The 22,131-nt window shown below is 67.2% G+C and carries 20 protein-coding genes; 10 read left to right on the top strand and 10 right to left on the bottom strand.

All coding sequences use genetic code 11. The annotated features are described in order from the left end of the window. The first annotated feature begins 64 nt into the window (after positions 1–64). From BN976_RS10260 to BN976_RS10250, 3 genes are all read left to right on the top strand, one after another. Complete coding sequence (locus BN976_RS10260) at positions 65–1,720, top strand: NERD domain-containing protein (protein ID WP_036370295.1); 1,656 nt, start codon at positions 65–67, stop codon at positions 1,718–1,720. A 620-nt stretch (positions 1,721–2,340) separates the two neighbouring features. Continuing rightward, complete coding sequence (locus BN976_RS10255; RefSeq protein WP_409366014.1) at positions 2,341–3,783, top strand: neutral zinc metallopeptidase; 1,443 nt, start codon at positions 2,341–2,343, stop codon at positions 3,781–3,783. 227 nt (positions 3,784–4,010) lie between these two features. Further along, positions 4,011–4,352: a DUF4333 domain-containing protein gene (locus BN976_RS10250; protein WP_084182264.1), complete on the top strand. Its 342-nt coding sequence runs from the start codon at positions 4,011–4,013 to the stop codon at positions 4,350–4,352. 383 nt (positions 4,353–4,735) lie between these two features. Here BN976_RS10250 and BN976_RS32545 read toward each other — a convergent pair whose 3' ends face one another. Beyond that, the gene (locus tag BN976_RS32545) at positions 4,736–5,572 is read right to left on the bottom strand and encodes an N-acetylmuramoyl-L-alanine amidase (protein ID WP_084182263.1); all 837 of its coding nucleotides are present in this window, start codon (positions 5,570–5,572) and stop codon (positions 4,736–4,738) included. A gap of 115 nt (positions 5,573–5,687) precedes the next feature. On the opposite strand from BN976_RS32545, the gene BN976_RS10235 reads away from it, so the two are divergent. Then, the gene (locus BN976_RS10235; RefSeq protein ID WP_036370289.1) at positions 5,688–7,265 is read left to right on the top strand and encodes a serine/threonine-protein kinase; all 1,578 of its coding nucleotides are present in this window, start codon (positions 5,688–5,690) and stop codon (positions 7,263–7,265) included. Between the two features lie 199 nt (positions 7,266–7,464). Here the strand turns inward: BN976_RS10235 and BN976_RS33770 are convergent, their stop codons facing one another. The 4 genes from BN976_RS33770 to BN976_RS10220 form a co-directional block, all read right to left on the bottom strand. Next, positions 7,465–7,626: a hypothetical protein gene (locus BN976_RS33770; protein ID WP_158498013.1), complete on the bottom strand. Its 162-nt coding sequence runs from the start codon at positions 7,624–7,626 to the stop codon at positions 7,465–7,467. Between the two features lie 69 nt (positions 7,627–7,695). Beyond that, positions 7,696–7,962 carry a hypothetical protein gene (locus tag BN976_RS10230; protein ID WP_011778418.1) on the bottom strand — a complete coding sequence of 89 codons (267 nt, stop codon included), beginning with the start codon at positions 7,960–7,962 and terminating at the stop codon, positions 7,696–7,698. Beyond that, on the bottom strand, positions 7,959–8,252 hold the full coding sequence (locus BN976_RS10225) for a hypothetical protein (protein WP_036370287.1): 294 nt from the start codon (positions 8,250–8,252) through the stop codon (positions 7,959–7,961). The genes BN976_RS10230 and BN976_RS10225 overlap by 4 nt, the downstream gene beginning before the upstream one ends. 41 nt (positions 8,253–8,293) lie before the next feature. Then, the gene (locus BN976_RS10220) at positions 8,294–9,790 is read right to left on the bottom strand and encodes an EspA/EspE family type VII secretion system effector (RefSeq protein ID WP_235622021.1); all 1,497 of its coding nucleotides are present in this window, start codon (positions 9,788–9,790) and stop codon (positions 8,294–8,296) included. A gap of 268 nt (positions 9,791–10,058) precedes the next feature. Between BN976_RS10220 and BN976_RS10215 the strand changes: the two genes are divergently transcribed. Both BN976_RS10215 and BN976_RS10210 read left to right on the top strand, forming a co-directional pair. Further along, positions 10,059–12,191: an EAL domain-containing protein gene (locus BN976_RS10215; RefSeq protein ID WP_036370285.1), complete on the top strand. Its 2,133-nt coding sequence runs from the start codon at positions 10,059–10,061 to the stop codon at positions 12,189–12,191. A gap of 68 nt (positions 12,192–12,259) precedes the next feature. Further along, positions 12,260–12,979 (top strand): hypothetical protein, encoded by a 720-nt coding sequence (locus BN976_RS10210; protein ID WP_036370283.1) that lies wholly within the window; start codon positions 12,260–12,262, stop codon positions 12,977–12,979. 4 nt (positions 12,980–12,983) lie between these two features. Here the strand turns inward: BN976_RS10210 and BN976_RS10205 are convergent, their stop codons facing one another. After that, positions 12,984–13,232, bottom strand: coding sequence for a hypothetical protein (locus BN976_RS10205; protein WP_235622020.1), 249 nt, complete (start codon positions 13,230–13,232; stop codon positions 12,984–12,986). Positions 13,233–13,456: 224 nt separating this feature from the next. Here BN976_RS10205 and BN976_RS10200 point away from each other — a divergent pair, with 224 nt between their 5' ends. After that, positions 13,457–15,787 (top strand): esterase-like activity of phytase family protein, encoded by a 2,331-nt coding sequence (locus BN976_RS10200; RefSeq protein ID WP_036370279.1) that lies wholly within the window; start codon positions 13,457–13,459, stop codon positions 15,785–15,787. Position 15,788: 1 nt separating this feature from the next. Here the strand turns inward: BN976_RS10200 and BN976_RS10195 are convergent, their stop codons facing one another. Both BN976_RS10195 and BN976_RS10190 read right to left on the bottom strand, forming a co-directional pair. After that, a complete protein-coding gene (locus BN976_RS10195) occupies positions 15,789–16,367 on the bottom strand; it encodes a TetR family transcriptional regulator (protein WP_036370277.1) in 579 nt (192 codons plus the stop codon). Between the two features lie 64 nt (positions 16,368–16,431). Continuing rightward, the gene (locus BN976_RS10190) at positions 16,432–17,010 is read right to left on the bottom strand and encodes a TetR/AcrR family transcriptional regulator (RefSeq protein ID WP_036370275.1); all 579 of its coding nucleotides are present in this window, start codon (positions 17,008–17,010) and stop codon (positions 16,432–16,434) included. Positions 17,011–17,358: 348 nt separating this feature from the next. Between BN976_RS10190 and BN976_RS10185 the strand changes: the two genes are divergently transcribed. Then, positions 17,359–17,766, top strand: a complete 408-nt coding sequence (locus tag BN976_RS10185) for a RidA family protein (RefSeq protein WP_036370273.1) — start codon at positions 17,359–17,361, stop codon at positions 17,764–17,766. Between the two features lie 75 nt (positions 17,767–17,841). On the opposite strand, the gene BN976_RS10180 is transcribed toward BN976_RS10185, so the two are convergent. Then, positions 17,842–18,855, bottom strand: coding sequence for a TerC family protein (locus BN976_RS10180; RefSeq protein ID WP_036370271.1), 1,014 nt, complete (start codon positions 18,853–18,855; stop codon positions 17,842–17,844). Positions 18,856–19,014: 159 nt separating this feature from the next. On the opposite strand from BN976_RS10180, the gene BN976_RS10175 reads away from it, so the two are divergent. Continuing rightward, a complete protein-coding gene (locus BN976_RS10175; RefSeq protein WP_036370269.1) occupies positions 19,015–19,941 on the top strand; it encodes an NAD(P)/FAD-dependent oxidoreductase in 927 nt (308 codons plus the stop codon). A gap of 9 nt (positions 19,942–19,950) precedes the next feature. Beyond that, the gene (locus BN976_RS10170; RefSeq protein WP_036370267.1) at positions 19,951–20,490 is read left to right on the top strand and encodes a YceI family protein; all 540 of its coding nucleotides are present in this window, start codon (positions 19,951–19,953) and stop codon (positions 20,488–20,490) included. 50 nt (positions 20,491–20,540) lie between these two features. Here BN976_RS10170 and BN976_RS10165 read toward each other — a convergent pair whose 3' ends face one another. Next, on the bottom strand, positions 20,541–22,130 hold the full coding sequence (locus tag BN976_RS10165) for an MFS transporter (protein WP_036370265.1): 1,590 nt from the start codon (positions 22,128–22,130) through the stop codon (positions 20,541–20,543). Position 22,131: the final 1 nt, after the last annotated feature.

The following is a 22,131-nucleotide window of genomic DNA, read 5'->3' as shown; positions in this document are numbered from 1 at the left end:
ATTACGTCGCCCCACTTTGGCGCCCGCTCGCTAACATCCCTTCGACGAAGGGGGGACGTCGACGATGACCATCACCGCCGCCGAGACACCGCGGCTGGCCAACGGGGCCGAGCGCAAGGTGTGGCAGGCTCTGATCGACCAGCTCGAACCCGGCGACCTCGTCATCCCCGGCAAGCGGGTGACCGACCACCTCAAAGACCACGAGGTCGACTTCTTCGTCGCGATCGAGGGCGCCGGCATCGTGTGTCTTGAGGTCAAGGGCGGCGAGGTCTGGCACGACGGCGACACCTGGCGGCAGAAGCGCCGCGGCCGCGAAGTCGGCATCGACCCCGTCCGGCAGGCCCGCGAGGCCTGCTACGCGCTGCGCAGCTTCATCGAGAACGACCCCCGGTGGAGCCAGGGCCGGCTGCGCTGGGACCACGTCGTGGTGCTGCCCAACACCGACCTGCCCGACGACTTCGCCCTGCCGGACTGCCCGCGCTGGAAGGTCATCGACCGCAGCGACCTCACCGACATCGCCGCCAAGCTGCGGCATGTGCTGCACAGCCAGGAGTTGGACCGGCCGTTCCTGAGCAAAGACGGCATCGAGCAGCTCAGCGAAGCGCTGAGCGGACGCGGCCTGCCGCAACGCAGCGTCGTGTCCCGTGCCCTCGAAAACGAGGACGCCGCAGACATTCTCACCGAGCACCAGTCCGTCATCCTCGACGCCATCCGGCTGCTCAACCGCGTCGAGATCCGCGGCGGCGCCGGCAGCGGCAAGACCTTCCTGGCGATGGAGCAGGCCCGCCGGCTGGCCCGCGACGGGCAGCGCGTCGCGTTGGTCTGCTACTCGCACGGCCTGGCGTCGTACCTGGAACGCATCACCGCCGCCTGGAACCGGCGTCAACAGCCCGCCTACGTCGGCGAGTTCCACGACCTCGGCAAGCGCTGGGGCGCCCCGGCGGGCCCCGACGAGTCCCTTCGTACCGAGCAGACCGTGCAGTTCTGGGAACACGATCTGCCCGCGCAGATGACCGAGCTCGCAATGCAACTGGACGACGGGCAGCGGTTCGACGCGATCGTCGTCGACGAGGCCCAGGACTTCGCCGACGCCTGGTGGGACCCGCTGCTGGCGGCGCTCAAGGACGACGAGACCGGCGGCCTCTACGTGTTCACCGACGAGGGGCAGCGCGTCTTCCACCGGCACGGGTCACCGCCGGTGCCGCTGGTCCCGCTGGTGCTCGACCACAATCTGCGCAACACGCGCCAGATCGCGAACGCGTTCCAGCCGTTGGTGGATCACCCGATGCGGTTCCTCGGCGGGGAGGGGCCCGCGGTCAAGTATGTGGCGTGCTCACGCGCCGAGGCGATGAACGCGGGTGACGACGAGGTCGAGCTGCTTCTCGAACAGGGTTGGCGCCCTGAGGATGTTGCCCTGCTGACCACCGGAACCCGGCACCCGGAACAACGCGAGCGTCAGGCCGCAGGCAACGCCGCCTACTGGGACAGCTTCTGGGACGCCGATCAGGTGTTCTACGGTCACGTGCTCGGCTTCAAGGGCCTGGAGCGCCGCGCGGTCGTGCTGGTGGTCAACGAGGAGTCCGCGTTCGACCGCTCCCGCGAACGTCTCTACGTCGGATTGTCGCGGGCGCGCGACCAACTCGTCGTCTGCGGCGATCCCGACTTCCTCCGCGACGTCGGCGGACCGGACCTCGCGCGGCGGTTGAACATCCCGGGATGACTCCGGTAACCGAGACATCTTCGGAACTGGGTCATTAGTCCTCCTTATGCCCAATCGCCCACGCGGAATTCGTTGATGCCATCAACACTGCTTAAGTTCCCGCAAGTCACGAGGCGTGGTATCGCGTGGTTCCGCGGGGCCAGTTTGCTGGGCGCGCCTTTCGCGCTGACCACCGACGTGACCAGGCCCGAGCGCGTCGCTGTCAAAGTCGCCGAGCGATCAGATCACCCTTCGGATGACCGTCACGACCTGGCGCAACGCCAAATGGGCGGTACCGCGAGGCATCCGGCACGGGATCCCGCCGCTGTGACCGACCTCGGCCCAGAAGACCGGTCAACCTGCACTGGCCGAACATCTGGCCCACCCATGAGTAAAATGCGCTCAACTCGATAGGGATGCAGTATCCACCGCGGGTTCGCTCCGTGAGCGGCCTTCCGGCAACATTGCGGGGATCCGCGATGCGCGATAGGTACCCCGCTCATACGCTTCGCTAAGCCGTGGGATCACACATTTGGCAACAACTGCCGGCTGGAAGTGTGAGGACGCGGCAGAGTGGGAGCAACGACGGAACGACGGAAGGAGGCGTTTGGGGTGACTCGCCTAAACGGAACGCTCCACCCATGACGGCGGCAATGCGCCCATTCAGTTCGGCGGTGCGGTTGTCGTTGCCTTTGGTGTGGATCCTCGCAGTCTTGGTTGGGTGCAGTTCGGCCAAGGTCGACGGCCGTGCAACCTCGATGCTCTTCAATCCGGAGCGTGCTGGTGGTCTGCCCGTCACTGAGGGCCTGAGCGGCCTGAGACCGAGTGCGCCAACTCCTGTCGGAAGCGTCGATAACACGGACGGTGGGTTAATCGACCACATGATGCTGCTGGCGGTCAACGACATCGAGGAGTTCTGGCGGCGAACGTATCCCGATTACCTGCCTGGACAGTTCGAGCCAGTGGATCAGCTGGTTTCGTACGACTCCAATGATCAGGCCAGCCCGGTGATATGCGGGGAGGAAACGTATGAACTGCCCAATGCCTTCTTCTGTATCCGACAGGACGTGATGGCCTGGGACCGAGGCACTTTCATTCCCGTTGCTCGGGAGTACTTCGGAGACATGGCAGCGATAGGGGTAATCGCCCACGAGTATGGCCATGCACTGCAATGGATGGCAGACCTGACGGATATGGATACCGACGGGCTGGTCAGGGAGCAGCAGGCCGACTGCTTCGCAGGCGTGTATCTGCGCTCCGTGGCCGCGGGCGAGTCTCGGCGCTTCGTGCTCAGCACGGGTGACGGCCTTAACAAGGTCCTCGCTGGGACGATTTACGCGCGCGATCCCCCGTTGCTCGGCATTCTCGATGACGAGCACGGCAGCGCGTTGGACCGGGTCAGCGCCTTCCAGATGGGCTTCAGCGGTAACGCCGACCAGTGCGAGGCGATCGACACCGCTGAAATCGAAGAGCGTCAGGGAGATCTACCGCGCAGTGTCATGATTTTTGACGGCAGCGAGTCGCTGGACAGTCCTATCGACGAGGACACACTGGCGCGTTTGATGGCCGTCCTGAGTCAGGTACTACCAGTGGCCAACCCGCCTACGCTGACAACCCAACGAAATGGATGTGGCGGCGGTGCAGCCAAAGCCCTAACCGCGTACTGCCCGGCGAGCAATGCGATATACGTCGACTTTCCCGCGCTGCAGGCGGCGGGTGAGCCGAAGACTGAGGACGAAGACGAGGTTCTGGTGCAGGGCGACAACACGGCCCTGTCAATGGTGACGTCGCGGTATGCGCTCGCGGTCCAGCGGGAGCGAGGAGTAAACCTCGATACTCCTGTCGCTGCCCTACGGACGGCGTGCCTGACTGGAGTGGCACAGGGACGAATGACCGATGAGAACGGTGCGGACTTCGTGCTGTCCCCGGGCGACGTCGACGAAGCGGTGGCGGGTCTCTTGACCAACGCTGTGGCCGCCAGCGATGTGAACGGACGACCAGCGCCGGCCGGATTCACCCGGATCCTCGCTTATCGGCTTGGGCTGTCCAGTGAGGCCGACGACTGCTTTGAACGGTTCTCGTAGCGATGACGAACTCACCGCGACAAGGGCCCAGGCAGCCGTGGTGGCTGCGCCCCGGCGGCGCACCCCTGCGCGGCGGGCCGCCGACGTACTCACCTCTGGGCCAACCCCCCAACTACAGCCGACACCGTCCACCGGCCACGTTGCATAGGCAACCAACGACTCCATCGCCGCCACCGCGCAGGGCTGCCGCCCAGGTCCCGCCGCAGGACCGGCCTACACCGACGGACATGAAACAGTCGCGACGTCGGGTGCTGGTCGCTGCCGGTCTGACGATCGTGGCCGTCGAGGCGATAGTGCTCACCGTGGCATTGTGGTTCTTCGGATACTTCGACGACCAAGTGCTTAATATCAGCTACGCCGAGGCCGGTGTCCGTCAGATTCTCACCGATCCAATCTACGGCTACGGGGCCAATAACGTCGCGTCGGTCAGGTGCAACGACGGCAGGGATCCCAAGATCGTCAAGGGCAAGTCCTTCGTGTGCGAGGTCATCATCAACGGATCAGCACGGCAGGTGCAGGTGGTCTTCCGGGACGATTCGGGCACTTACGAAGTAGACGGGCCACGTTAGCGACATTAACGGAACTTTCCAGCGTCCAATTCTGACCAGGCGGACGGTGGTAAATCGTTGAGCGAGCTTGAAACTCGGGTAATCACGGAGACCGTCGATCGCGTGGCGCCCAACCTTGTGGTGATCGCACATTCGGGGGCGGGAAGGCAGTTCATCAACTCTGACGGGCCGGCCCGTGAGATCGCCCACCGGTTTGCGGCCGCCAGCGGTTTGCCGGTGGAGGAGTCGAGGTCCTTCGCCCCGACTCCCGGATGTCTAGGCTCCTACTTCTACTTCGGGCGCGACCGCGGTATTCCCATCCTCACCGTCGAGGTAACCAAGGGGTCGAACCGACTGTCTGGGAGCAGCTTCGTCCGGCGCTCCTGCAAGCTGTTAGAGGCCAACTAACGAGATCCCGCCTCGATCTCCGCAACGATCGAAGACGCCTCTGGTCCGCAGATTGGGAACAGTTCGATATCTCCGACGGCCAGTAGGCCGTCGATACGGCTCTTAAGATCGCCCGAAGTTACGTGAGCATATAGGCCCGCGCCGGGGCAGGCAGTGTCGGCGCTCGCATCACGGTGGCCCGCCAGCGTGTCGGTAGAGATGTTGAACTGCTGTGCCGCCCAAGCGAAAGTCAGTGCAGCGCCGTTGAGTTGGTCTTCTGTCACTTGTTCCTCGTCAAAATTGCCTTCGCACACGACGAGGAAGTGGCCTGTGGGGTCATAGCTTGTCGCGGTGTCACCCACGAGCCCGGGGTTTCGAAGCTCATAGATGTTGCCATTGCGGTCGACGCTGAAGTGGTAGGCGATATCGATCCAGCCCTGGGTGTCTTGGTGATAATGCTGATGCTGGCGAAGTCGTGCCGGCGCGCTGCTATTGGCTCCCAGGGCGACGGCGGTGTGGTGGATTGTCAGGCGATTGAGTGTGTGCGGTGTGCCGCCCGGGCGGGCCGGCTGGGCACCCCATGCGTCACGACACAGGATGACCCGCGAGGCGGGGGTAACCGAGGCTGCAACAGTGGGGGTCGGCGGCGGAGGTTGGTTTGCCGCCGCGGTCGGCGGGAGATTGGCCGGCGCTGGAGGCGGGGGGGCGGGAGTCGGCGTCTGACCTGCTGCTGGCCCCTTTGAGCAGGCGCCCAGCGCGGTGACCACCAGCCCCGAGGCGCCCGCGAGTTGCAGGAGTCGGCGGCGCGTTAGGTTGGCTTGACCGTGGGACTGGAGCGGCAGCGATGCATCCATGGCGGTCAGCCTACGTAACGGGTCCGCCCCGCTGTGCTGAAGTCGACTCATCAAATTGCGGGTGCAAAGCGTCGCGTGCTGGCGACACTGCGGGGCTGCTTTGTAATATCGCCGTATGCCCATTGCTGATGGGGCGGAATTTGCTGGGTACACCATCATCCGCCTGCTGGGCGCCGGGGGGATGGGCGAGGTCTACCTTGCGCAACATCCTCGGTTGCCCCGTTTGGAAGCGCTCAAGGTACTTCCGGAGCTTGTTAGCGCTGACCCTGAGTTCCGCCAACGTTTCGCCCGAGAGGCAGACATGGCAGCCTCGTTGTGGCATCCGCACATCGTGGCGGTTCATGACCGCGGTGAGTATGAAGGTCAGCTATGGATCGCCATGGACTACGTCGAGGGCACCGATGCCGCCCAGCTTGTGCGTGAACGGTATCCGCACGGCATGCCGCCCAAGAACGCACTCGAAATTGTGTCGGCGGTCGCCGACGCGCTGGATTATGCGCATGAGCGGTATCTGCTACACCGCGACGTCAAGCCTGCGAACATCCTCCTAACCGATCCCCGCACAGGCGAACAGAGGATTCTCCTGGCCGACTTCGGAATTGCTAAGGCGGCTAATGAAACCCACGGTCTAACCGCGACCAATATGACCGTCGGCTCTGTCGCATACGCCGCGCCCGAACAGCTGATGGGCAATCGTCTCGACGGGCGGGCCGACCAGTACGCTTTGGCTTGCACGGCGTTCCATCTCCTGACCGGTCATCAGCCGTTCACGCAAACTAATCCTGCCGCCCTGATCGGCAGTCACCTCTCCTCGACGCCTCCGCCTTTGAGCAGCGTGCGTTCTGACCTCGCATCGATGGACGGCGCGCTAGCCAAGGGGATGGCGAAGACGCCGTTCGATCGCTTCGACACGTGTCGCGAGTTCGCGCTGGCGCTTAGTCACGGTGACGCGGTTTGGCGTGGTGCTGAGGCACCGACGCAAATCGCACCGAGTGTCCGCCCACCGGCGATACTTCGTCCGATGGCCCCAGACTCAAAGCCTGAGCTGGTGACCACCCGCGCGGAGTCGCGCCTCGGGCTGTCGAATCGCTTGATGCTGTTCGTCTTCGGGTTGGCGGCCCTACTTGCGGTAGCGATCGTTGCCTTCGTCGCTGCAAAGATGGGACAGCAGTCACAGCCGGAACCCCCGACGGCAGCACCGGTTCCACCGTCGGCCCCTTGGGACGAAGCAGAGGACACAACGTCGCGCCGGCCGCGGACCGAGACGGTGACCGAGACGGCCACCATCACTCAGCCAGCACCAGCGCCAGTGCCGCCGCCCCGCCCTGTTCCTCCCGCGCCCCGCCCTTCGCCGGCGGCGTCGGGCGATCTCGGGTTGCCCGTACGAATCAGCAGGCCATTGTGCAACGGTCAGGGGATCGTGGTGCTAGGCAACATCACCACGCCAGGGCAGTATCCGCAAGGAGTCAGGGATCTGTTGAGCAGGCACCCTGGCGCGTCCTATCTGCGCACCGACCAGGCCTGCCCATCTCTGCGTCAGGCTGACGACGAGGGCGACCCGATCTATACGGTCTACTTACCTGTTGGGTACTCGCAGAGCGAAGTTTGTGCCGTGGTTCGCGCTGCAGGAGGTGGGGCATATGGGAAATGGCTCGACTACACGACACCGCCGAGTTACATCATCCCTTGCTGAGTTGGGCGGGGTCACTCAAATACGGTGCCAGTGTCCCCGTGTCCCTCCACAAGCGGGCCAATCTTCGCCGTGCCGCTCAAGCCGGTAGCCATTGAGTAAGGCGGTGTACAGCACGATGCGGGTGGCGACTGCTCCATACTTGTCGAGCAGCGTCGACTTTCCTATGGAGCCCTTGCAGATGCGCGCCAGGTGGGCTCGCTCACGCATCGGAGCGCGACAGCGCAGCCCTGCCGAGCTCACGCATGAACCGGATGGCGTCGTCGAGGTAGGTTGCGCCGGTGCCGGGGCATTGCCGGCGCTCGTAATCAATGTGCGCGGCTGTCTGGGGCGTAGATGCGGGACCGAACATCACTCCTTTCACGACGCTTCGGTAGGGTTCGGCGCCGTCGGCGGTTGAGCGAAGGAAAGGGCACAGATGGCCGCGCAGCTTTCAGCGCAGCCCCGCCCCCACGAACATCAGCACCACGAAAAGAAATTCGAACGCCACCACGCCCAGCACCGCGATGAGCGCACCCTTGGCGAACTCGAAGTGCCCCTTGACGGGAATCAGCGCGGCGACCCCGGCGACGAGCGCCGGGAACAGCGGCGCGAACGGCCAGAACACGCCCATCGTCAGGCACACCGACGCGAACCCGACAAACAGCCCCGCCAGCAGCACGGCCGGTCGCTGGGTCCGAACCACCTCTGGGTTCGTCATACCGACGCCCCCACGTGGACGAGCAACCCGGCCGCGCTGAACACCGCCACCGGCACCAGCCCGGTGAACGGCGCCAACACCAATCCCGCCCCGTAACAACGCCTCTCAGGCGAAGAGCTGCGGCGGAACAGAGCAAGGCCGACCACCAGCAGTGCCACCGCGACCGCGCCAACCGCCACCCAGGCGACCACCGCGCCCTCCGACGTGATCAGTGCGTACACCGCCGCCGCCCAGAACGCTCCGCCCGTGAGCGCCCCGATCACCGCCGCGCGTGTCCAGTCGATCGTCACCGCATCAGCCTCCCGTATCCGTCGAGAAGAGTAAGCACACGTCACCGCCCCGGGAGAAACTCGGTGCCCTGCAACGGTGTGTACACCCGCACCGTCGGCGCGTCGCCTGCCGGGCCGAACGGCGTGAAGTTCCCCGGCGGCACGATCGACATCGGCGGCGTCACCGGCATCGGCGCCGGCTCACCCACGCCGGGGATAGCGGGCGGAACCAGCTGCGGGACAACACTGTTGAAGCCCGGCACCACGGTCGGGTCGCCGACGTCCTTGTCGAACGGCAGCCCGGCCAGCGGGCCGGCGGCGTTGTCGAAGAACGTCGGCCACTCCTGCAGCACCGTGGTCGTCGTCCCGCCGCGGTCGCTGTAGACCTCCAGCGCCGGGAACGTCGTCACGTCGTCCCCGCCCACCCGCGGCCCGGTGTCCGACGGCACGATGCCCAGCGTCCCGTTCACGCTGATGCCCGAGCCCTTGGCCAGACCCTCACCGCCCGGCGAGAACGGATCGGCGGCGTTGTACTGGATCAGCACCCCGCCGTCGGAGGTCTGCACCGCGCCGATCGACGGGGTGCCGGTGCGCACCTGGCCGGTGTCGGCGTTGATCGACGGGTTCTGCCGTGCCACCACGATGCCGTTGTCGAAGTCGGTGTAGATCGCCACCCGCGACGCCTCCGGCCCGGCCGTGGGGGAGAAGTCGCGGTTGTCGCCGAGATTGTTGTCATACGGCGGCCAATCAAAGGTCGGCGCCCACACGTCCTCGCTCGGGATGAACAGATTCGTCCGGACCACGCCCTGGCCCGGCACCGGCTCGATCCGCGCCACCACGACGTTGGCGGCCACCCCTTGGTTCTTCGGGTCGTAGCTGTGCGGGTCGAGCGCGGAGGCGGTCAGCCAGTCGCTGTCGCTTGCCGGGTCGCGGCCGAACACCTCCCGGAACGCGTCGATCTGGTTCCTCGTGCGCTCGGACTCCGCGCCACCTTCCGGCGGCGGTGCTTCCCCGTCGCCTTCCGGCGGCGGCGCCTCGGGCAGCCCGCCGAACTGCCGGCCGAAGCCCAACGCCTGGAACTCGCCGCCGATTGTGGCGATGTTGCCGCCCACGACGCTCAGGTCGGCGTTGGCGCGGGTGACGACCTCGGCCAGCTGGCTCAGGCCCTGCCGGACGATCGGCGCCACCATCAGCTCGCCGGCCCGGTTCCTGGGCACGCTGGCCGCGGCCGCGACCACCCACTCGCGGATCGCCTCGAGGTCCTGCCGCCCGGCCGTCACGATCTGCGCGGACCGGTCGATCTGGTCGGCCAGGCGCCTGTCGAGTAAGCCCAGCTCACCGACGACCCGCCGATGATCGGCGTTGGCCGTGCCGTACGCCTCCGCCGCGCCGCCCGACCAGTGCGCCGCCGGCGCCGCTTCGTCGAGATCGCGGCTCAACCCGGTCAGCGTTGCGCTCTCGTCATACGACGACCCCGGCTCCGGAGTGCCGGCACCGAAGGTCGCCCGCGCCTTCGACCACGTCGACAGGAACGCCTCCAGCACACCCACCGCTGCCATGACTCCCATTGTCGGCCCGCCCCGGTGACCCCACGCGCACCAATCTGCGCATGCCCTGAACGCCGCCTGAAGTTCGGCAAGAGTTTGCCTTATCTGCACGCGCCGGAGAGATGGTCCGCGCAACGAGTGGCCATACATCGGCCCGAGGACTGTTCACCCGAGGGTTCCCGCAGATGAATCAAGATCACGTTTTTGACTCGGGAACGGTCAATATCTGGCGGGCAGTTTATTAACGCCTCTATCATTTTTTGCCGTGGCGTCCGAACATATGACTGGGGATCAACCAGAGCTCCCCGTCGACCTCGTTCGGACTCTGCTCGGCGTGCTCCGGCAGCGCCTGGGGCTGGATGCCGCCTGGTTGTCGTCGTTCGACGACGGGATGCAGGTGATCGAGGTCCTCGACGGGAACGCCGACGGGCTCGGCGTTTCGCCAGGTCAGCGTATCGGACTGCCGGAGTCGTACTGCGTGCGCGTCATCGACGGGCGCCTGCCCGCCGTCATCCCCGACACGTCGGCCGACCAGACCACCGCCGCGCTGCCGATCACCCGCGAATCGGGTGTCGGCGCCTACGTCGGCGTCCCCGTCCCCGTCCCCGGCCACGGCGACGCGACGGCCGGCATGGTTTGCGTGGTCAGCCGCGAGCCCAAGCCGGACCTCACCGACGAGGACCTGCAGATCGTCAAGCAGGTCGCCGACCTCATCGGGACCCTGATCGACTCGCCGGCGCCCGGCGCGGACCCCACCGCCGACCAACGCAAGGCCATCCGCCGCGTGGTGGCCGAACGCGACTTCGAGGTGGTATTCCAGGCGGTGCACGACGCCGCGACCGGCAAGGTGGTGGGTGTGGAGGCGCTCGCCCGCTTCCCGTGCGAACCGTTCCGGCCTGACGCCTTCTTCCAACAGGCGGCCCAGCTCGGCCTCGACATCGAGCTGGAGACCGCGATCGTGCGGCGCGTCCTCTCCATGATCCCGCAGCTGCCCGACGACGTGTTCGTCGCGATGAACATCTCCCCGGCGGCGGCGCTGGCCGCCCCGTGGCACGAGCTTCTGGTCGACGTCGACCCGTCGCGCATCGTCCTGGAGATCACCGAGCATGTCGCCGTAGGAAACTACGGCGCGCTCGACGATGCGCTCGAATCGTGTCGGGCGCGGGGCATGCGCATCGCCGTCGACGACGTCGGCGCCGGCTTCGCGTCGTTCTCCCACGTGCTGGAGCTGACGCCGGAGTTCGTCAAGATCGACCAGTCGATCACCCGTCACATCGACGTCGACGACGCCAGGCGCCGCCTCGCGCAGGCCATCGCCGAGTTCGCCGGACAGATCGGCGCCACCGTGATCGCCGAAGGCGTGGAAAGCCAGGGCGAACTCGACGCCGTCGTCGCTGCCGGCATCACGTGGGCGCAGGGTTTCTGCCTCAGCCGGCCCAAGCCGCACGCGCACGGCTTCCCGCCTTCCTTCGCCACCGCGGCGTCCACGGAACGGGTGCTGGCCCCCGTCGATCTGTTGGGGGACCGCCCTTTTGAGCTGGCACTGACCCATTCACCGATCGGGATGGCCGTCGTGGGCCTGGACGGAGGGTTCCTGCGCACCAACCGGGCGCTGCGGGCGATGCTCGGCTACAGCCGAGGAACATTGGCCGACATGACATTCCAGCAGATCACCCACCCCGATGATCTCGACGCCGACCTGGCGATGGTCGCCGAGTGCCTCGAGGGTCGGCGGCGGTCGTACCGCATCGACAAGCGCTACATCGCCGCCGACGGGCACATCGTGTGGTGCGCGCTGACCGTGGTGCTCGTACACGCCCCACGCGACCAACCGCGCTGTTTCGTCTCGCAGATCGTGGATGTGACGGCCGACCGCGCCCGTGAGGCCGAACTGGCCCGCCAGGCCGCGACCGATCCGCTCACCGCGATCGCGAACCGGTCCGCCGCGTTTCGTCGGCTTGAGCAGCTCGACGCCGGCCACGACGGCTACGGCGTGCTGTTCTGTGACATCGAGAGATTCAAGTCCGTCAACGACTGGTGCGGCCACCATGCCGGCGATCAGCTTCTGGTCGAGGTGGCCGCCCGCCTGCTCGCCGCCGTCGACGAGGGCGCGCTGGTGGCCCGGTGGGGCGGCGACGAATTCCTGGTCGTCACCGACACCGTCGAGGAGCACGAGCTGGCGCGGCTGGCCACCCGGATCGCCGAGGAGGTCGACCGCACACCCGTCACGCTGGCCGACGGGACGCAGATGCCCGTCGCGATGACGATCGGCTTCGCCGCCCACCGGCCGGGCGACGGCCGGTCCATCGACGCGGTCCTCGACCGCGCGGACCAGGCCATGTACGAGCAGCGCCGGCAACGCCGGAACACGGTGCTGCACAAGGGTAACGAGGCAATCGGGTTGGTGGAGTAGGCGCCGCGGCGGCCGCTCAGCCGGGTGCGACGGTGCTCTGGCACAGCGCCGGTGTTAGCGTCCGGTCCATGAACGACGCACGCAGGCGCCGCACGGCGAAGGACGCGCAGGAGGGCGCCGCCGAGGAGACGCCGCTCGTCGACGAAGTGCGGCAGGCGTTGCCCGATCATCCCCTCGAACTGCTCGGCATCGGGAGCGTGATCATCGAAGCGACCAGACCCGACCCTCTGGGCTTGCCGCCGTCGCGTGAGCCGAACGAGACGGTGGACCTGGACAGCCTCGTGGCGGGCTTCATCGGCGTGCCGAACGCCGAGACGACGGCCCTGCTGGCTGTGCTCGCCGAGATGCTCGAGGACGCGGATCTGCGGGCTCGATGCCGCCAGGAGGTCGACGCACGGAGCCACACGCTGCCGCGGTGGCTCACCGAACTGTCGGATGTCGAGGTGTACCGCGCGGTGCGGATGACCCACCCGCAGGGCGACCACGACGAGGTGCTCATCGGGGCCCGGCTGGCCGGCGGACATCAGCTGACCTGTGCGGTGGCCATCGCCCGTGATGGAGGAGCGATCAAAGATGGCTTCGCCGTGGCAGATTCGATCAGCAACGTGGTTCGCACCGCCGCGGAACGCAACACCGACCCGGAAACCGGCTTCGCCGTCATGGCCCTCACCGACGCGCGGTCAGCACTGGAGCACGGGCTCAAGAACAGCGGTGTCGTCCTGGAGCCGACGGATTCGTGGCCCGCCTGCCGCCCGCTGTTGCAGTGGCTGACTCGATGCCTGCACTGACCGCTTACTCAGGGTCGAGCGTCGCGAGAAGCCCGGTGAGGTCCTGGTCGAAGTAGTACACCTGCCCGAGCGCGGTCAGTCGGGCCAGCAGATGGGCCGGCAGCGACTCCCCGGCGCGCAACGCCGACTTCAGCGCGATGATCATCGCGTCGTTGTACTCGCCGACGCCCAGACGCACGAACGCGGTGTTCAGCTCGCTGATGTTCAGCCACTTGCGGCAGTGCTCCACCAGATCCCAAGCTGCTTCGCTCAACTCGGAACTGTCCATAGCTCATTTTCGGCCATGGGTCGGCGCAGCGCTCGCCGAGACTGCGTGTGCTGTGATCGCCACGCGCATTTGACGCGCGTGGAATGCGATTTCGGCGACGGGGTGCCGGACACCAACCCGCCACCCGGCGTTCACCGGGTGATCGTGATCCGCTCATCTGCCCAGGTCAAGGTCAACCGTCCCATCGGCACAACTGAAGAGGGTGACGGATGACGGCCTCGCACCTGGCCCGAGCCATGACCACCGCGGCGATCGCGGCACTGCTGCTCGCCGCCTGCTCCACCGACACCCAGGACGAGGCGCCCGCCGAGGGCACCGACACCCCCAAGGCCACCTCGCCGATCGACTTCAACATCCCCGACGCCGAGCGCTTCCACCGCGCCGCCACCTACCCGGTGTACCTGAACAAACCCGCCGACGAAGACCCGGCTTCCGAGACCGTCGCCGAGATCTCCACCGTCACCCCCGACGGCAACACCGTCATCTACACCGACGCCGCCGCCAAGCGCATCGGCTTCCTCGACATCCGTGACCCCGCCAAACCCGTTGGACTGGGCACGCTTTCGCTTGCCGAGCTGGGACACGCCGACGACCAGCCCACCTCGGTGGCCGCGGTCGGCGAGTTCGTCCTCGTCGTCGTCGACACCACCGGCGGCGACTTCACCAAGCCGTCCGGGCGCGTCGACGTCGTCCGCGTGGCCGACCGGACCCGCGTGCACAGCATCGACCTCGGCGGCCAGCCCGACTCGATCGCGATCGCCGGGGACGGCTCGTTCGCCGCCATCGCGATGGAGAACCAGCGCGACGAGGAGTTCACCCCGCCCGGCGCCGAGGAAGGCGACCTGCCCCAGCCCCCGACCGGTTTCCTTCAGCTGATCAACCTCACCGGCGCCCCTACCGGATGGACGCCGCGCAAGGTCGACTTCGACGTCGAGGCCGCCCGCGCCGCCGGACTGGACGCACCCGAGGACCTCGAGCCCGAGTACGTCAGCATCAACTCCCGCGGCCAGGTCGCGGTGACGCTGCAGGAGAACAACGGCATCGCCATCGTCGACGGCCGCACCGGTGCCGTGCAGAAGATCTTCACCGCCGGAACCGCATCCGTGGCCGGCATCGACACCGCCGAGGACGACGCCATCGACCAGACCGGCTCGATCACCGACACCCCGCGCGAACCCGACGCCATCGGCTGGGTCGACGACGACCACGTCGCCACCGCCAACGAGGGCGACTGGAAGGGCGGCACCCGCGGCTGGACCATCTTCGACGCCACCACCGGCGAGGTGGTCTGGGACGCCGGCAACACCGTCGAGCAGCTGGCCGTGCGCACCGGCATGCACATCGAAGGTCGTTCGGAATCCAAGGGACCCGAGCCCGAAGGCCTGGCGATCACCGAGATCGGCGGCCGCCCCACCGCGCTGGTGGCGTCCGAGCGGAGCAACTTCGTCGCCGTCTACGACGTCAGCGACGTCACCGCCCCGCAGTTCCGCCAGATCCTGCCCACCACGCCCGGCCCCGAGGGCGTGCTGCCGATCCCGTCGCGCGAGCTGGTCGTCATCTCCTCGGAGGCAGACGACGCCGAGGCCCGGGTCCGCGCATCGGTCACCGTCTACGGGTTCGGTGCCGAATTCGCCGGTGCCAAACCGTCTTTCCCGTCCATCGTGTCCGGTGACGTCGACGACGCCCCGATCGCGTGGGGTGCGCTCAGTGCGCTGTCGGCCGACCCCGCCGACGAGAACCGGCTCTACACCTCCACCGACAACGCCTACGGGCCGTCGCGGATCCTCGGCATCGACCTGACGAAGACGCCGGCGCTGATCGACACGCAGCTGCCGATCACCGACAACGGCCAGCCCGTCACCCTCGACGTGGAAGGGGTGGCCGCCAAACCTGACGGCGGCTTCGTGCTGGCGGTCGAGGGCGAGGAGGGCCCCGGCAACGAGCTGGTGTTCGTCGCCGCCGACGGCAAGATCGAGAAGCGGGTGTCGCTGCCCGCCGATGTCGCGGCCGGCCTGGGTGGTCAGGGCCTGGAAGGCGTCGCGGTCGACGGTGACGCCGTCTGGGTGGCGTTGCAGCGCGAGGTCAAGACCGACCCCAAGGGCGTGGCCAGGATCGGCCGTTACACCCCGGCCGACGACCGCTGGGAGTGGTTCTGCTACCAGCTCGACTCCACCGACACCGAGGGCGACTGGATCGGGTTGTCCGAGATCCAGGTGCACGACGGCTCGCTGCTGGTGCTGGAGCGCGACAAGCTCAACGGTCCCGACGCCCGGGTCAAGGCGATCTACCGCGTGGCCATCCCGGACGGCGGGGGAGCGACGGGTGCCGAGGCGCCGAAGGTGCTGCCGAAGACGTTGGCGCGCAACATTCTTCCCGATCTGCAGGCCAACCGCGGCTTCACCCAGGAGAAGGTGGAGGGCTTCGCGGTGGCAGGCAACGGCAAGCTCTACGTCGTCACCGACAACGACGGGCTCGACGACGCCAACGGCGAGACCGTGTTCCTCGACCTCGGGCCCGCAGGCCAGGCGCTCGGCGGATAGCTCAGGACAGCCGGCGGTCCAGAATCTCGAGTGACTTCACCAGCGCCTGGTCCGGCAGCGGGTTGTTGTGCGACGCGGCGATCAGCACCCCGACGATCGCCCCGGCGATCACCCGCCGCTCCAGTTCGTCGGTCGGCGCGCCGGGCCGCTTAGTCAGCCCGGCGGCGATGAGGTCGATCAGCCGGACGTACTCGGTGTAGGCGAGTCCCTGAGCTTCGGGGATGTTGTACATCATCCGCTCACCGGCGACTACGTCGTCCCGTTCTTCTTGTGACAGTGCCGAGTACACGGTGGCGACAGCGTGCCGGTACGCGGCGACGACGCTCAGCTCGGCAGGCGCATCGATGAAAGCCTGCACGATCGGCGAGATCTTGTCGTCGGAGAGCAGCAGCGCTTCCTTCACGCCGAAATAGCGGTAGAACGTGCGTGGCGAGACGTCAGCGGCGTCGGCTATCTGCTCCACGGTGGTAGTGGCGTAGCCCTGCTTCTCGAAGAGGCGGAACGCCTCGCGGCGGATGGCCAGACGTGTCCGCACTTTCTTGCGTTCCCGCAGACTCTGCGGGCGATCGGGTCCCGACACCGGCCCAGTTCCTCCTTCCTCTTCGAATATGTGGGTGCACAACCTGATCCCGCGCCGAAGGCCGCTATGACAGCCTGTTGTCCAGGATGGTCAGCGCCTCGAACACCGTCTCCTGTGGCAGGGGTTCGTTGTGCGACGCGGCGATGAGGACACCGACCACGGCACCGGCGATCACACGTCGCTCAACGTCGTCGACGTCGTCGTCGAGGCGGTCCTTGAGCACCTCGGTGATCGCGTCGATCAGCCGGACGTACTCGGCGTAGACCAGGCTGCGCGCCTCAGGCACCTGGTAGAGGATCCGTTGCCCCGCCACGGCGTCGACGCGCTCCGCCGAGGACAACGTCCCGAACACCTCTTCCACGGCGTGCCGGTAAGCGGCCGCGACCGTCAGCTCCCGGGGCGCGCCCGCGAATGCCTCGACAATCGGCGAACTGTGATCGTCGGACAGGAGCAGCGCTTCTTTTACTCCGAAATATCGGTAGAAAGTTCTGGGAGAAACATCGGCGGCTTCAGCAATCTGATCTATCGTCGTATTCGCATATCCTTGCGTCTCGAACAACCGGAACGCCTCCCGGCGTATCGCGAGACGCGTCTGAGTCTTCTTCCGCTCGCGCAGACTGCTGGAGCGATCAGGCGCCGACACCAGGCAAGTTTCCCTCATCGGACTCTTTTCGCCAAAACGGATGTGCGCAGGCTTTTCCCCGTCTGCTACGAATGTGACCACCCCCTTCGAAAAGGTTCCCACACCGATGGGGCGATTATTCGAATATCCTCAATTGGTCACACTCGGGCAGTTCAGGGCGTCGAAACGACGTTTGCGAATTCCAATACAAATGACTTGTCGAGCAAACTGCTAGTTCGCCGATCGGGCTGCGGATATCGCGTCTGCGCGAGCGGAAGAAGACTCAGACGCGTCCCGGCCGGGTGGATGTCGGTGCCCTGCGCGACAATCCGGCGACCGCCGACCACCCCGAATCCGAGGGAGCTGACCGTGAGCCGACCGATCCAGCGCATCAACCCGCCCCAGCTGTTCGACTCCACCGCGAACCATCACTCGCAGGGGTCGGTGGTGGAGGCGGGAAAGCTGGCGTTCTTCTCCGGCCAGGTGGCGTGGAGCCCGTCGTGCCCGACGGCCCCGTCGTCGCTCGCCGAGCAGGCGCGGATGGTGACGGCCAACCTTCAGGTGTGCCTGGACTCCGTCGGCGCCACCCGCGACGACATCGCGATGGCGCGGATCTACGTCGTCGACCTGACGCCGGAGCGGCTGGAGGAGGCGTTCCCGGCGCTGGGGGAGTTCTTCGGTTCGTCGCTGCCGAGCCTGACCGGAATCGGGGTGCAGGCGCTGGCCGGGCCGGAGCTGCAGATCGAGATCGAGATGGTGGTACGGGTGCCGTCGTGACGGCGGCGCGGCCAGATTGTGCAGATGCGTCAGCAACACGAAACCTGTTATGAACGTGGCGTATTCGGCTTCGGCCTACGGCGCGGCGTCGGGTCGTTCCTCGTCCCGCCGGGTGGCGCGCAGCGAACCGGGGTGCGCCTTCGCCGTCGGGTCGCGCCGGGTTTTGATCAGGCTTGCGACGGTGACGATCGTCAGGATCGCCACGATCACCACCAGGCTGAGATAGGTGTCGACCTCCGGGATACTCGGGTTGATGTCGACGTGGCCCCAGTGCAGCACCAGCTTGACGCCGATGAAGGCCAGGATGATCGCCAGCCCGGTCGACAGGTACACCAACCGGTCCAGCAGCCCCTTGACCAGGAAGAACAACGCGCGCAGACCCAACAACGCGAATGCGTTCGCGGTGAACACGATGTAGGGCTCGCTCGTCACGCCGAACACGGCCGGGATCGAGTCCAGCGCGAACAGCAGGTCGACGCTGCCGATCGCGACCAGGACCGCCAGCATCGGAGTCGCCATCCGGCGTCCGTTGGCGCGGGTGAACAGCTTGCCGCCGTCGTACTCGTCGCTGATCGGGATGAGCCGCCGGGTGGCCCTGATCATGATGTTGTTCTCGACGTCGGGGTCCTCGTCGCGATGCCGGAACAGCTGGACGGCGGTGAAGATCAGCAGCAGGCCGAAGAGCAGGAACATGAACGAGAACAGCGACAGCAGCGCCGCGCCGACGGCGATGAAGATCGCCCGCATGATCAGCGCCAGGATGATGCCGAAGGTCAGCACCTTGTGCTGGTGCTCCTCGGGCACCGCGAACGTCGCCATGATGATCACGAACACGAACAGGTTGTCGACCGACAGGCTCTTCTCGACGATGTACCCGGCGAAATACTGGGTGCCGAAGTCGCCGCCGTAGGTGACGGCGAACCACACGCCGAAACCGATGGCGAACAGGATGTAGAACACCGACCACGCCGTGGCCTCCCGGAACCCGACCCGATGCGGCCGCAATGCCGCCAGGATCAGATCCACTGCGAGCAGGGCGACGATCACCCCGATCGTCACCGCCCACGTCGCCGCGCTGATGTCGAGCATGTGTCGGTTGTCCTCCCGTCTCCCGGTGTGTTCTTACATCGTCACGAGGGATCGCCGGGCGTCAAGGCTATCGAGGTATTGGTCGCCGATTCGTAAGACCGGCGGGTTACCTGGGACGGTCGACGTTCAGCGGCGCGAATTCGGGGAACAAGACGGTTCGTGGAATTCGAATGCGCAGTCGTCGGCGCCGGCGCGGCGGGACTGAGTGCGGCGCTTGTGCTGGGCCGGGCCCGGCGGTCGACGATCGTCATCGACGCCGACGACCCGAGTAACCGGGCGTCACCCGTCATCGGCGGACTGCTCGGCTACGACCGGCGACCGCCCGACGAGCTCTACGCGGCCGGGCGTGAGGAGCTCAGGGAGTACCCGAGCGTGGAATTCCGCCGAGGGGAGGTGCGGGGCGGCCGCCGGATCGACCGCGGATTCCTCCTCGACGTCGACGGCGCCGACGTCCGGGCGCGGCGGGTGCTGCTCGCCACCGGCATGTCGTACTGCCCGCCGCAGCTGCCCGGGCTGGCCGAGCTCTGGGGTCGGTCGGTATTCCACTGCCCGTTCTGCCACGGCTGGGAGATGCGGGACGGGAAGCTGGCGGCGCTGACCTCCGGCGAACAGGGGTTGCACACGGCGCTGATGCTGCGGGGCTGGACCGACGACGTGGTGCTGCTGACCGACGGCCGGTCCGGGCTGTCCTCTGACGACCAGCGGGTGCTGCACCGGGCCGGCGTGACCGTCGACGACCGGCGCGTCGTCGAATTGATCGGTGCGGACGGCCGGTTGGAAAGTATCGCGTTCGCCGACGGAACCCGGCTGGCCAGGGACGGGCTGCTGGTGGAGGCGCCGGTGCGACAGCGGTCCGCGCTGGCCGCGCAGCTGGGCGCGACGTGCACGCCCGGCCCGCTGGGCACCGAACCGCTCACCGTCGACACGATGGCTCGTACCAGCGCCGGCGGGGTGTTCGCGGCCGGGGACGCCTGCACCGAGCAGCCGCACATCGCCGGCGCTGTCGCGTCGGGGTCGCAGGCCGCGATGATCATCGTGCAGAGTCTGCTGGCCGACGCGTACGGGCTGCCGTTCCCGCCGGGGTAGATTCGCATTGTGGCGGACACGGTTTGGACGTTGGACTCCTCGGACGGCGCGCTGACGGTGACCACCGGGGTGGCGGGTCCGGCCGCCGCGATGGGGCACCGGCTGACGATCGCGATGGCGTGGCAGGCCACGGTGCGGTGGGCCGGTGAACCGGTGTCGATGGAGCTGTCGGTGGACGTCGGCAGCCTCGAAGTGCTGCGCGGGGAGGGCGGGGTCAAGGGGTTGACGAGCCCGGAGAAGGCGTTGGCTCGGTCCAACGCCCTCAAGACACTGGGTGCGAACCGGTTCCCGCACATCACGTTTCGGTCCGACCAGATCACGAAGACCGACGGTGGCTACCGACTGTCGGGCACGCTGGAGATCCATGGGAAGGCCCGCGAGCATGTGGTGGACCTGCGGGTGGACGACCTCGGGGACAACTGGCGGATGTCGTGTGACGCCGTGGTCCGCCACTCCGACTTCGGTCTCAAGCCGTACTCGATGATGTTGGGTGCCATGAAGGTCGCCGACGAGGTGGCGGTGTCGTTCTCCGCTGAGCGGGCGAAGTAAGCGTTGGGTTTGCGCGGATACCTGTGACTGCTGGGATTCCACGCCTCAGGTCACACGTCGCGCACCGCGAGGTAGTGCTGGGAGACCGGCGTGCCGTCGGTGTACTGCTCGACGTTCTGTTCGATCAGCTGGTCCTGCCCGGTCAGCCGGGTGTAGTGCTGATGCATGTGCTCGCCCCAGGACCGCACGATGAAGGTCTCCACGAACGTCGACTCCTGCTCGACGCTGCGGAACAGCCGCCACTGCGATGCGCCGGTGCGCTGACGCGACCGGCCCAGCACCGCCATGGCCGCCAGGAACGCGTCTTCCTTGTGTGCAGGCACGCAGTAGGACGTCAGCACCAGCACCGGACCGTCGAGCGGTTCGGGCTCGAAGACCAGCGTCGGCTCGGGCCAGTGCGACGACGGCGTCAGGTCGAGATTGCCGGTGCCGGCGTGCAGCGGCCACCACAGCGACGACAGCGCACACACCACCAGCAGACCCGCACTGACCAGCAGGCTGGTGACGCTGTTCGTGGCGCCGGCGAGCAACCCCCACAGCAGTGACCCGATGGCCTGCCCGCCCATGAAGATCAACTGGTACACCGACAGCCCGCGGGCACGAACCCACGCGGGCAGGCTCAGCTGCATCGAGGCGTTGAGCGTCGACAGCGACAACAACCATGCGGCGCCCCCGACCACCAGGGCCGCCAGCACGGCGGCGAAATTAGGCACCAGGGCCAGCACCGCGGTGGCCACCGCGAACCCCGCCGCGCCGGCCGTGAGCAACACGTTCTGGCCGAACCGAATGCGCAGACCCGACAGCACGAAAGCGCCGAGCACCGCACCCACACCCAGTGCTCCCAGAAGCAGGCCGTAACCGGCCGATCCCAGGCCCAGTTGGTTGGCCGCGATGACCGGCAGCAGCCCCCACAGCGCACTGGCGGGTGCGATGAACAGCACGGTCCGCAGCAGGATCCGCCGCACGATCGGCGAGCTGCGGATGTACCGTCCGCCCGCGCTCAGCGCGGCCAGCGCCCGCTCGGGCGGGTAGTCGCGCTCGACCGCGGGCCGCCGCCACCAGATCAGCACGAGCACGATCCCGATGAACGACACGGCGTTGAGCGCGAACACCAGCGTCGGGCCGGTCAGCGACACCAGCGCGCCGGCGATCGCCGGCCCGATCGCCCGCGCCCCGTTCATGCTCATGCTGCCCAGCGCGGCGGCGGCCGGAATTTGTTGAGCGGGAACGAGATCGGGCTGGATGGCCTGCCAGGCCGGCGCGGTCAGCGCCTGCCCGCAGCCGATCACGAACAACAACATCAGCAGCACGGTCGGGGTGGTCAGTCCGGCGCCGGTCAGCGCCGCCAGCAGGCCGACACCGGCGGCCATCGCACCCTGGGTGGCGATCAACAGCCGGCGTCGGTCGATCAGGTCGGCCAGCACGCCGGACGGCAGCGCCAGCAGCATCACCGGCAGCGTGGTGGCGGTCTGTACCAGCGGAACCAGGACCGCGGCACGGGGATCGCCCACCAGCATCCACTGCGCGGCGACGGTCTGCATCCAGGTGCCCAGGTTGGACACGAACTGCGCGATCCACAGCGCGCGAAAGATCGGCGATCCCAGCGGCGCCCACGTCGAGGTCGACCCTGCCAGTGCCATG

The sequence above is a fragment of the Mycolicibacterium austroafricanum genome (assembly GCF_000612725.1).
GTDB lineage: Bacteria > Actinomycetota > Actinomycetes > Mycobacteriales > Mycobacteriaceae > Mycobacterium > Mycobacterium austroafricanum.
The sequence above is the reverse complement of the archived record's forward strand: the minus strand, read 5'-3'. Positions and strand labels throughout refer to the sequence as shown.